At 64.1% G+C, this 10,819-nt stretch carries 12 protein-coding genes; 6 read left to right on the forward strand and 6 right to left on the reverse strand.

Going from position 1 to position 10,819, the window contains the following annotated elements; genetic code table 11:
- Window positions 1–98: 98 nt before the first annotated feature.
- Window positions 99–818, reverse strand: coding sequence for a DUF2076 domain-containing protein (locus B2V21_RS19620; protein WP_286917764.1), 720 nt, complete (start codon window positions 816–818; stop codon window positions 99–101).
- A 220-nt stretch (window positions 819–1,038) separates the two neighbouring features.
- Here B2V21_RS19620 and B2V21_RS19625 point away from each other — a divergent pair, with 220 nt between their 5' ends.
- Window positions 1,039–1,692, forward strand: a complete 654-nt coding sequence (locus B2V21_RS19625; RefSeq protein ID WP_282348322.1) for a YciC family protein — start codon at window positions 1,039–1,041, stop codon at window positions 1,690–1,692.
- Window positions 1,693–1,701: 9 nt separating this feature from the next.
- Here B2V21_RS19625 and rutF read toward each other — a convergent pair whose 3' ends face one another.
- The 5 genes from rutF to rutA are packed head-to-tail and all read right to left on the reverse strand — an operon-like array spanning window position 1,702 to window position 5,233.
- On the reverse strand, window positions 1,702–2,217 hold the full coding sequence (gene rutF, locus B2V21_RS19630; protein WP_286917765.1) for an NADH-dependent FMN reductase RutF: 516 nt from the start codon (window positions 2,215–2,217) through the stop codon (window positions 1,702–1,704).
- Window positions 2,214–2,996 (reverse strand): pyrimidine utilization protein D, encoded by a 783-nt coding sequence (rutD, locus tag B2V21_RS19635; RefSeq protein ID WP_049860885.1) that lies wholly within the window; start codon window positions 2,994–2,996, stop codon window positions 2,214–2,216. Before rutD ends, rutF begins: the two co-directional genes overlap by 4 nt.
- 20 nt (window positions 2,997–3,016) lie before the next feature.
- Window positions 3,017–3,400: a pyrimidine utilization protein C gene (gene rutC, locus B2V21_RS19640; protein WP_286917766.1), complete on the reverse strand. Its 384-nt coding sequence runs from the start codon at window positions 3,398–3,400 to the stop codon at window positions 3,017–3,019.
- 10 nt (window positions 3,401–3,410) lie between these two features.
- On the reverse strand, window positions 3,411–4,151 hold the full coding sequence (gene rutB, locus B2V21_RS19645) for a pyrimidine utilization protein B (protein WP_282348324.1): 741 nt from the start codon (window positions 4,149–4,151) through the stop codon (window positions 3,411–3,413).
- The gene (rutA, locus tag B2V21_RS19650; RefSeq protein WP_043192722.1) at window positions 4,151–5,233 is read right to left on the reverse strand and encodes a pyrimidine utilization protein A; all 1,083 of its coding nucleotides are present in this window, start codon (window positions 5,231–5,233) and stop codon (window positions 4,151–4,153) included. Before rutA ends, rutB begins: the two co-directional genes overlap by 1 nt.
- Before the next feature lie 279 nt (window positions 5,234–5,512).
- Here rutA and rutR point away from each other — a divergent pair, with 279 nt between their 5' ends.
- From rutR to B2V21_RS19675, 5 genes are all read left to right on the forward strand, one after another.
- Entirely contained in the window at window positions 5,513–6,235 is a 723-nt protein-coding gene (gene rutR, locus B2V21_RS19655) for an HTH-type transcriptional regulator RutR (protein ID WP_049860882.1), read from the forward strand.
- A gap of 212 nt (window positions 6,236–6,447) precedes the next feature.
- Window positions 6,448–7,539: a BMP family ABC transporter substrate-binding protein gene (locus tag B2V21_RS19660; RefSeq protein WP_286917767.1), complete on the forward strand. Its 1,092-nt coding sequence runs from the start codon at window positions 6,448–6,450 to the stop codon at window positions 7,537–7,539.
- Entirely contained in the window at window positions 7,536–9,050 is a 1,515-nt protein-coding gene (locus B2V21_RS19665; RefSeq protein WP_286917768.1) for an ABC transporter ATP-binding protein, read from the forward strand. The genes B2V21_RS19660 and B2V21_RS19665 overlap by 4 nt, the downstream gene beginning before the upstream one ends.
- The gene (locus B2V21_RS19670; protein ID WP_286917769.1) at window positions 9,043–10,155 is read left to right on the forward strand and encodes an ABC transporter permease; all 1,113 of its coding nucleotides are present in this window, start codon (window positions 9,043–9,045) and stop codon (window positions 10,153–10,155) included. Before B2V21_RS19665 ends, B2V21_RS19670 begins: the two co-directional genes overlap by 8 nt.
- Window positions 10,155–10,819, forward strand: a 665-nt coding sequence (locus tag B2V21_RS19675; RefSeq protein ID WP_286917770.1) for an ABC transporter permease, incomplete at its 3' end; no start/stop codon positions are given. The genes B2V21_RS19670 and B2V21_RS19675, both read left to right, overlap by 1 nt.

Here is a 10,819-nt window from a genome sequence, read left to right on the forward strand (position 1 = left end):
TGTGGGAGCGGGCTCTGCCCGCGAAGGGGCCATGAGCTCCACCGAACAATGTAAAGGCAGGTCGACGAGCCCTCTGCCCGCGAAGAGGCCCTCAGGCCTTACACAAAATCATCATCGTCGGAAAAGAAGCCACTGTCGCCGCTGCTGTCGTAACCGGCATCGGCCAGCCCGCCCTGGTCGTTCCAGCTGTCATTGCTCACCTGCTGGGCGTCACCGCTGTCGTTCCAGCCGCCGCTGTCGCTGGCCTGGGCCGGCTCTTCCTTGATCACCTCGACGATCTCCTGGGGGTTGTCGTGGTGAAACAGGCTGCTGATGCCCTGTGCCAGCATCACGCCCCCGGCCACACCGGCAGCTGTCTGCAGGGCGCCGCGCATGAAGCCGCCACCCGCCGGCGCCTGAGCGCCTGGAGCTACGTAGTTCTGCTGTGGCGGCGGCTGGTATGCCGGCGCCTGGCGGGCCGGTTCGCGCCAGCCGTTGCCCTGCGGCTGCACGGCCCGCGCCGGTTGCTGCACGTCGCGGTTGCCGCCGCCGAAAATGCTCGACAGGAAACCACCACCGCCCTGCTGCGCCGGCGCGGCCGCCTGGCTACGCGCCTGTTGCAACTCGGTCTGCAACTGCTGGTTCTGCTCGCTCAAGCGCTTGATCGCCGCTTCCTGGACCAGGATCGCCTGCGCCATGTAATAGGGCGCGGCGGGCTGGGCGGAGACGTGCCCCTTGATGCGCTCGTCGGCCTGCGCATCGCGCGCACTGCCCTCCTTTTCGGCCTGCTGGAGGCGGGTGAACAGACCGTCGATCAGGCTTTGTTCATCAGTGTTCATGGCGACCTCGTTCGATTGCCCGGAAAATGGGGTGGCCGGCGCACAATGCGTCGGTTCTGCTGCAATGATGGGGCTGCTGCCCCGTCTTTCAATGACCGGCCGCGATTAAACTTTGTTCACCTGCGCCCACCCTCACGCTCCATGACGCCCCGACCGGGTGTTGAAAAACGCCACCATCGGCTAAAGTGTCGACCTGCTTTTTGACCTGTGACCCGGCCCCATGAACCCGCTGATCGTATTGCGCGACTCGTTCTATTTTTTCCGCATCAACCTGTGGGCGATCCTGCGCCTGTGCCTGCCGCTCGTGGTCTGCGAAGCGCTGGCGCGCGAGTTGGTGGCACGCGTCAACGGTCCTGACGCCTCGGTGATGTACGACGTGGCCGTGGGCCTGCTGTTCTATCCGTTGTACACCGCTGCGCTGATCCTGTTCCTGGATGCCCGCACCGACGGCTATGAGCCCCAGGGCCGGCACCTGTTGGGCAAGGCCCTGCACCTGTGGCCACGCTTCGCCCTGATGGCGGCCATCAGCACCCTGCTGATCATGTTCGGCATGTGGCTGTTCGTACTACCGGGGTTGTACCTGATGATCAAGCTGTCGTTCTCGGAATACCTGCTGGTGCTGCGCAATACCACCCCGTTGCAGGCCATGCGCGAAAGCTTCGACCTGACCAAAGGCAAGTTCTGGCCGATCCTGTTCACCCTGCTGGCGATCATGATCCCGCTGTGGCTGCTCGACGGCCTGAGTGCCATGGCCTGGGCCGATACCCAGCCCACGCCGGTGCGCCTGCTGGTCGACAGCGTCAACAGCTTTCTGCAACTGCTGCCCACCGTGGTGCTGTTTCGCTTGTTCATGCTCATGGGCAAGCCGGACTGACCGCACCACTCAAACGCTGGCTTGAGTACCCGCCAGTTCGTGGTAGCGGCGAGCGAAATAGACCAGCACGTCGGCCTCGTCCTGTTGGCGAATGTCCAGCACCTCGCAGAAGAGAATGTCGTGGGTGCCAACACTGGTGCTGCTGGTGATCCTGCAGTCGAAGGACAGTTTGGCGCCCTCCAGAATCGGCGCACCGGTAATCCCCTGGCTCCAGTGCCCCGCCGCGAAACGCTCCTCCTGGGGAATCTTGCCGCCGAAGGCGTTGGACAGGGCTTGCTGGCCATTGCCCAGGGTGTTGACGCATACCATGCCGTTGCCCGTGAAAGACTCGTAGACCGAGGCTGCGCGGTTGATGCACACCAACAGCGTCGGCGGCTGATCGGTCACGCTGCACACCGCCGTCGCCGTGAATCCCGCCCGCCCGTAGGGGCCGTCGGTGGTGATGACGTTCACCGCAGCGGCAAGCCCCGCCATGGCATCGCGGAAGGCTTGACGCTCGACGGGAATCGAATGAGACACGGTCATAGTGAAAGTCCTTGAAAGTAGTCCAGCACGGCGTGATGAAAGGGTTGCGGATCGCTGACGCTCGAGGCGTGTCCGCCGTATTCGAGCACCACCAATCTGGCGTTGGGCAGGTGCTCGGCCAGGTGCCGGGAACGCTGCCACGGCACCAGCATGTCGTCTCGGTTGGCGATCACCAGCGCAGGCGTGTCGATGCTCGCCAGGCGCGATTCGATGTCGAAGGTTTCCAGCGCGTTGATCCGCCGCAGCAGGTTGTCATGGCTGGGGAAATGCGCCAGCGCATGGGCCTCGTCGGCGGCCAGGCGCGCGCCGTTGCTGGCAATCCAGTCGGCCGGGTACAGGAACAACGCCTGCGCCTGTACGTAAGCCTCGGCGCCACTGTCACGCAGCAGGTTCTTGCGCACGGCAAAACAGCGCGCGCTGTGCGGATTGGGGCTGCTCCAGGCATTGATCAACACCAGGCTGCTCAGGCGCTGGGGCTGCAGCGCTGCCAGCGCCAATCCCACCAGGCCACCCAGGGCGTGGCCCATGAAATGGCATCGCTCGATATTGAGTTCGTCGAGCAGCCCCAGCAGCTCTTCGGCCATGTGCTGGATGCTGTAGCCCTCGGGCAACTGCGCGGGGCTGCGTCCGGTTCCGGCATGGTCATAGGTCACGACGCGAAACTGCTCGCCGAGCAGCGCCAGATCGCCCGCCCAGAACCCGGCCGAACCGCCGAGCCCCGAACTCAGTACCAGAGTGGGTGCGTCGGCATCCTGCCGACCGTGTATGGCGTGGTACATGCAAACCTCCGCAGTGAGTATCAGCCGATGTGCGCAATGCTGGCGATTTCGATCAGCGCGTCAGGTTTGACCAGACCGCACTGGATGCAATAGCGCGCAGGCTTCTCGCCGGCGAAGTACTCGGCGTACACCTCGTTGACCTTGGCGTAGTCGGCCCAGTCGCGGATCATGATCATGTTGAAGGTCACGTCATCCAGGGTGCCGCCGGCCGCTTCGACCACGCCCTTGATGATCTCTAGCACATGGCGGGTCTGCGACGTCGCGTCGCCCACGTGCACCACATTGTTGTCCTTGTCGAATGGCAGCGTGCCCGAGACGTACAGCACGCCATCGGCCATGGAACCGGGAACGAAGGGGGCAAGCGGCTTGCCGGTGCCGGCAGGGATAATCGATCGTTTGCTCATCTGTGCGTCCTCAGGAAACAGCCCCCACGGGGGCGAAGGTGGTGCAGAAGTCGTCGACGCTGGAGACCCAGCCGAAGAAGGTTTCGATGTTGAACAGCGCTGCCTGCTGCGCGAACGCCGGCCCGGCCTGGTGAGTGGCATCGGCCAGCACCACGCCGAAATACTCCAGATGGAAACCGTCGCGCAGGGTCGACTCCACGCACACATTGGTGGCGATGCCGGTGAACACCAGGTTGCGGATGCCGCGAGCGCGCAGGGTGCTGTCGAACGTGGAGTTGAAGAACGCGCTGTAGCGGGTTTTCGGAACCACGATATCGCCGGGCTGGGGCTTGAGCGGGTCGACCAGGGCATAGTCCCACCCGCCCTTGGCCAGCAGCTGGCCTTGCAGCTCGGGGCGCTTGCGCATGGTTTTCAGCGCATTGGACTTGTGCCAGTTGGGTGAGCCCGGCCCGCCTGCCTCGACGTAGTCGGCGTCCCAGCCGTTCTGCAGGAAGATCACCGGAATACCTGCCGCGCGCGCCGCCACGAGGGCTTTCTCGATGGCGGCGATCACCGGGCCCGTACTTGATACGTCGAAGCCGGCCAGGTCCAGATAGCCGCCCAGGCTGGCGTAGGCGTTCTGCATGTCGACCACCACCAGCGCGGTTTCGCTGGCCTTCATGCGCAGGGCTTCGGGGCGGGCGGGAAGTTCACGGGCGGGGTGCGAGTCCTGCGGCAGGGACACACCGGCGACGTTGACGGGCACATTCATCATACGGCCTCCAAGGTAGGCATTACGTGCTGGCGGCTGCTCATCAGCGGCTGGATCTTGCGGCCGAAGTCTTCGATGCCTTGCACGAAATCATCGAACGTCAGCATCACACCCTGGGTACCCGGCACGCTGGCGACTTCGTCGAGCATGCGCGCCACGCTGGCCCAGGAACCGACCAAGGTGCCCATGTTGATGTTGACCGCCGAGGTGGGGTCGGCCATCTGCCGCAGGTTGGAGCTGGCGCCCTTGTCTGCCGAGCCCTTCTCGCCCAGCCAGGCGATGGCTTCCTGATCGGCACCGGCCTTGATGTGCTCCCAACGCGCGCGGGCGGCCTCGTCGGTGTCGGCGGCGATGATCATGAACAGCACGCAGGAGGTCACGTGGCGGCCGGTCTTCTTGTTGGCTTCGAGCAACGCCTGGGCCGTGGGCGCGAACGCGGTCGGGGTGTTCACACCTTTGCCGAAGCAGAAGTTGTAGTCGGCGTACTGCGCCGAGAAGGCCATGCCCGCCTCGCTCTGGCCGGCGCAGATGAGCTTCATGTCGGCCTGTGGGCGCGGGCTGACACGGCAGTCCTGCATGGTGAAATGTTCACCCTTGAAGTCGCTGCGCCCGGTGCTCCACAGGTCGCGCAGGACCTGAGCGTATTCGCCCAGGTACTGATAGCGGGTGCCGAAGAATTCGTCGCCGGGCCACAGGCCCATCTGCTCGTACTCCGGTTTCTGCCAGCCGGTCACCAGGTTGACCCCGAAGCGGCCGTTGGAAATCGAATCGATGGTCGCCGCCATGCGTGCGGTGATGGCAGGCGGGATGGTCAGCGTGGCGACCGTGGCGAACAACTGGATCTTGCTGGTGACGGCGGCAAGCCCGGCCATCAGCGTGAAGGATTCCATGTTGTGTTCCCAGAATTCCGTCTTGCCGCCGAAGCCACGCAACTTGATCATCGACAGCGCGAAGTCGAAGCCGTAGTGCTCGGCCTTCTGCACGATCTGCTTGTTCAATTCGAAGGTAGGCAGGTACTGCGGCGCGTTTTCGGAAATCAACCAGCCGTTGTTGCCAATAGGAGTGAAAACACCGATATCCATGTGGTTCCCTTTCTGAGTGATGATCGTTACGCACCGGACAGGTTGCGCATGAAAGTCACTTAGCAGGGATCAGGCCATGTTTGGTTAATCCTTTACTTTCAACAGTTTGCAAACAATTTGCAAACTTTGTCGGACCAAACGGTCCGAAGTAGAGCACTTGGTTTGTGCGATTTTCCGCGTCGCGGTGCAAAACGATGCACGACGTCCCCGTGCCTGTATCGTCAGCGGACATTCGCCCGTTATCATGGCCGCCTACCTCCAGCCGCAGGTTCCAGACGCGTGAAAGAGCATCCCCCCGCCAACGAGCCCCGTGCCAAGCGCACGCGCAACGTCAAGCCCAAGCCCGCGGTCAAGGCCACCCGCGAGCCGAGCGCGGCGGCACTCAAGCGGCGGCTGCAGCTGATGGAAAGCAAACGCACCGCGATACTGGGCGCCGCGCTGGATGTGTTCTCCCGCTATGGCCTGCACGGCAGCAGCCTCGACCAAGTGGCCACTCGGGCCGACGTCTCCAAGACCAACCTGCTGTACTACTTTTCCAGCAAGGACGATCTCTACCTGAGCGTGCTCAGGCAGTTATTGGAGGTCTGGCTGAGCCCCTTGCAGTACTTCACCGCCGACAAAAATCCGGTCGAGGCCATCGGCGCCTATATCAAGGCCAAGCTCGAACTCTCTCGGGATCACGCGGCAGAGTCGCGTCTGTTCTGCATGGAGATCATGCAAGGCGCGCCGCTGATGCTCAGTGAACTGCAGCAGCCCTTGCGCGAAACCGTCGACACCAAAGTGGCCGTCATCGAACACTGGATCGCGACAGGCCAACTGGCACCGATCAACCCGCACCACTTCATCTTCTCGCTGTGGGCAACCACCCAGCATTACGCCGATTTCCGCACCCAGGTCGAGGCCGTGACCGGCAAGACCCTGCACGATCCGGTGTTTTTCGAAGAGGTCCTGGTGGGGTTGCGCGGTTTGATACTCGATGGCGTGCGGCCAAGACCTGCGTGAATGCCCTCTAATCGTGCCGAGCGCACAAACCAAGTGCTCTAGTTCGGACCAATTGATCTGAATTAAGCCCCAAAAATAACCCAATACACTGTAATCAAAGCGCTTTTCTGAAATGGCACGGATGCTGCTTTCGAGCTCCGGGCGGCTTAGGGCAGGTTCCTGGCCACGGCAGCATCCCGCTGCCCCATGCTCACATTTCAGGAAGGCGCCTCATGATCAAGACACTGCTACCGGGAATTTTGCTAGCCGCTTCGGCCTGTGGGACAGGCACTGCTGCCTACGCCGAGGGACTGACCCTCAAGGGCCCGGCCAAGATCGCCATGGTCTACATCAGCCCGCGCAACGACGGTGGCTGGACCCAGGCATTCGACGAAGCCCGCATCAAGCTGGAAAAGAGCCTGGATCAGAAGATCCAGTACGTCGAGAGCGTTCCCGAAAACGCCGCAGCCATCACGCCGGTGGTCGATCGCCTGATCGCTCGCGGCGCCAACATCATCATCGGCACCGCGTTCGGTTATTCCGACACCTTCCTGGCGTTGGCGAAGAAATACCCCGACGTGGCCTTCCTCAACGGTTCGGGCACCACCAACGCCGCGAACCTCGAATCCTTCTACGGTCGTACCTACGAAAGCCAGTACCTGTGCGGCATGGCGGCGGGTGCGGCGTCGAAGTCGGGCAAGCTGGGCTTCGTGGCCGCCAACCCCTTCGGCCAGGTCAACTGGACCATCAACGCGTACGAACTGGGCGCGCAGCAAATCAATCCTGCGGCCACGGTCACGGTCATCTACACCGGCGCGTGGAACGACCCGGTCAAGGAACGTGCTGCCACCATGGCGCTGATCGACAACGGTGTCGACGTGATCGGCCAGCACGTCGACAGCCCGACGCCGCAGATCGTCGCCCAGGAGCGGGGCATTCATGGCACCGGTCATCACCGGGACCTGAGCGAGTTCGCGCCCAAGGCCACCGTGTGCTCGTCGATGTGGGTGTGGGACCGTTTCCTCACCCCTGAGGTGAAGAAGATCATGGCCGGCAACTGGGTTCCCCAGGCCAATGGCGCCTTGCTGTCGATGCAGCAGGGCGGCACCGACATCAGCCTGACCCAGGACGCCGTGATCAGCCCCGAGAGCCGAGCCAGGATCGACGCGGCGCGGGCCGAGCTGCTAGCCGGCACCAAGACGCTCTATACCGGGCCCATGGCTGACCGTGATGGCCAGCAGCGGCTCGCCCCAGGCCAGGTCATGAGCGATCCGGATCTGTGGAAAATGGACTGGTTCGTCAAAGGCGTGATGACCCAGAAATGAGCCAGGCCAACGCGCTCCAACTCACCGGTATCAGCAAGTCGTTCGACGGCTTCAAGGCGCTGAGCGAAGCTGACTTCAGCGCCCGCTGGGGCGAGGTGCATGCCCTGCTCGGCGAGAACGGCGCTGGCAAGTCGTCGCTGATGAACATTGCCGCCGGCCTGTACGCACCGGAAACCGGCAGCGTGCTGATCGACGACAACAGCGTGCGCCTGCACAGCCCCAAGGATGCCAGCCGCTATCGCATCGGCATGGTTCACCAGCATTTCAAGCTGGTGCGCCCCTTCACCGTGGCGCAGAACATCCTGCTCGGCCTGCCCGAGCAACCGGGAGAAGGCAGCTACCGCAGGCGGCTGGCCGCGCTTGAGCAGACCATCGCCCGCAAGGCCGAGGAACTAGGCTTTGTCCTCGATCCGCGCCAAGTGGTGGAAACCCTGTCGGTGGCCGAGCAGCAGCGCGTGGAAATTCTCAAGGTGCTGCTGGCGGGCGCGCGGATCCTGATTCTCGATGAGCCCACTGCGGTGCTCACCGACCAGGAAGCCGAGCGCCTGCTGAGCACGGTGCAGTCCTTCGCCCGCCAAGGTGCTGCGGTGGTGCTGGTCACCCACAAGATGGCCGATGTGAAACGCTACGCCGACCGGGTGACGGTCATGCGCGGCGGCCGCACGATCAAAACCCTCGACCCGCAGGGCGTCAGCGTCGAGGAGCTGGTGCGCCTCACCGTCGGCGAATCGGCAGCGCTCAGCCCGACCCTACCGGCAACGCCGGGCGAAGCGTTGCTGCGGGTCAGCAATCTCACCAGCGTGGCCGGCACCGGCGGGCTGAAGGGCGTGGATATGATACTCCACGCCGGACAGATCTATGGCATCGCCGGGGTCGGTGGCAACGGCCAGGGCGAATTGGCCAATGCCCTGATGGGCCTTGAACAACCGACCGAAGGCGATATCCACTTGGCGTCCTTCGGCGACCTGCGCAAGGCCAGCGCCCAACAACGCCGAACCTTGCGTATCGCCGCCATCCCCGCCGATCGATATGGGGCGGCGCTGGCCGGCTCGCTGTCGGTGGCCGAGAACTTCGCCATCGGCCAGTTGCACGATGGCCGTTACGGCTCTTTCCTGCGCCTGCGCGGCCAACGGTTGCTGGAAGACGCCGCCCAGGCGGTGGCCGATTTCGATGTCCAGGGTGTGCGCTCGCTGCAGCAGAAAGCTGCACTGCTGTCCGGCGGCAATGCACAGAAGCTGGTGATCGCACGGGAATTCAGCCGCAATCCACAGCTGATTCTGGTGCACAGCCCCAGCCGAGGCCTGGACGTGCGCGCCACCCAGGCGGTGCACGCACGCCTGCGGGCCGCGCGCGATGCCGGGGCGGCGGTACTGGTGATCAGTGAAGACCTGGACGAAGTGCTGGCCCTGGCCGATCGCATCGGCGTGATGAATGGCGGCCGCATCGTCGCCGAATTCGACTGCCCGGCCGACCGCCAGGCCATTGGCAAAGCGATGGTGAGCCATGACTGAACTCTCCCAACCCCTGCTCAAGACCCCACGCCAACCTCTGCTCGGCCGACGCTACACCCTGGAGCTGCGCCAGCAGATGGGCTGGGGTGGCCAGGCGCTGGTGATCGGCCTGGCGGTGCTCGTCGGCCTGGCCCTGAGCACGGCCATTCTGGTGGCGGCGGGCGTGCCGGCCGACCAACTGCTGGAAGAGTTCGTCGGCCAGACGCTGCTCGATGCCGGCAACTTCAAGGGCGTGCTGTTCCAGGCGGCGCCGATGATTCTGGTCGGCATGGCCGGCTGCCTGGCGTTTCGCGCACGCTTCTGGAACCTGGGCCTGGAAGGCCAGATGATCTGGGGCGGGATCGGCGCGGCGGCCATCTCGATCTTCAAGATCGGCCCCGAGGCCCTGCGCCTGCCGTTGATGATGGCCTCGGCCATCGTCTGCGCGATGCTCTGGACCCTGGCACCGGTCCTGCTCAAATTGCGCCTGAAGGTCAACGAAGTGATTTCGACCTTGATGCTCAACTACATCGCCGCCAACTTCCTGCTGCACCTGCTCTACGGCAGCTGGAAAGACCCACGGGACAACTTCCCCTACTCGCCCGCCTTCCGCCCGTTCGAACGGCTGCCCGACCTGTTCGCCGGCTACAACGTGGCGATCGTCATCGCCGTGGTCATCATGGCCCTGGCCGTGTGGTTCATCAGCGTATCGCGCGCCGGCCTGTACCTGCGCTTCGTCGATGCCAACCCGCGCGTGGCCAGCGCCGTCGGGGTGCCGGTACGGCGGATGATCCTCGGCACCGTGCTGCTGTCGGGTGCCCTGGCCGGTGTCGCGGGCTTCATCGTCAGCGCAGGCCAGGAAGGTCGACTGACCCAGTCGTTCTACCAAGGCTACGGTTTCTCGGGAATTCTCATCGCGTTTCTGGCGCGCAACAACCCGTTCGCTGCCGCCATCGTCGCCTTGCTGGTGGCGATGCTGTTCGTCGCCGGGCGCAGCCTGCAGGTGTTCTACCAGATCCCCTTTTCGATGGTGCAGTTGATCCAGGCCATCCTGGTGATCTGCGTGGCCTCTTCGGACTTCTTCATACGGCACCGTTTGCGGCGCATCCAGGCGGGAGAACAGTGATGGATCTGGTGACTTACTGGCTGAGCAGCGTTCCCGAATTCGCCGTGCCCTTCGCCCTCGCCGCACTGGGGTTGATCATCATCGAGCGTGCCGGCGTGCTGGCGCTGGGTGCCGAAGGCATGATGCTGGTGGGCGCCCTGGCCGGGATCGGCATGCAACTGGCGCTGGGCCTGCCGGGGCTGTCCCTGCTCGCGGCCATGGCGGCCGCCAGCGTGGTCTCGCTGCTGTTCGCGCTGATGGGGCTGGTGCTGCGCATCAATCAGGTCATTGCCGGGCTGGCCCTGGTGTTTTTCTGTCAGGGCCTGACCGGCTTGCTGGGCACCCTGCTGGGCTGGACCAATCGCCCGGTCAGCGGACTTACGGCCGTCGAGCTGTGGCCGCTGAGCGAGTTGCCGGTGGTGGGAGGCCTGTTCAGGCAGAACCCGATGGTGTTCCTCACCGTGGTGATCTTTTTTGCCGTGGTCTGGTTTCTCAACCGCACCCGCAGCGGGCTGAAACTGCGCGCCGTGGGCGAGAACCCCCAGGCCGCCGATGCCGCCGGCCTGCCGGTGCTGCGCTATCGGCTCGCCGCGATTCTGGCCGGCAGCGCACTGATGGGGCTGGCGGGCGGATTCATTGCCGTGCTCAGCACCAAGATGTGGATCGCCGACATGACCGGCGGCCG

It is taken from the genome of Pseudomonas sp. UBA6276 (assembly GCF_002438365.1).
Taxonomy (GTDB): Bacteria; Pseudomonadota; Gammaproteobacteria; order Pseudomonadales; family Pseudomonadaceae; genus Aquipseudomonas; species Aquipseudomonas coleopterorum.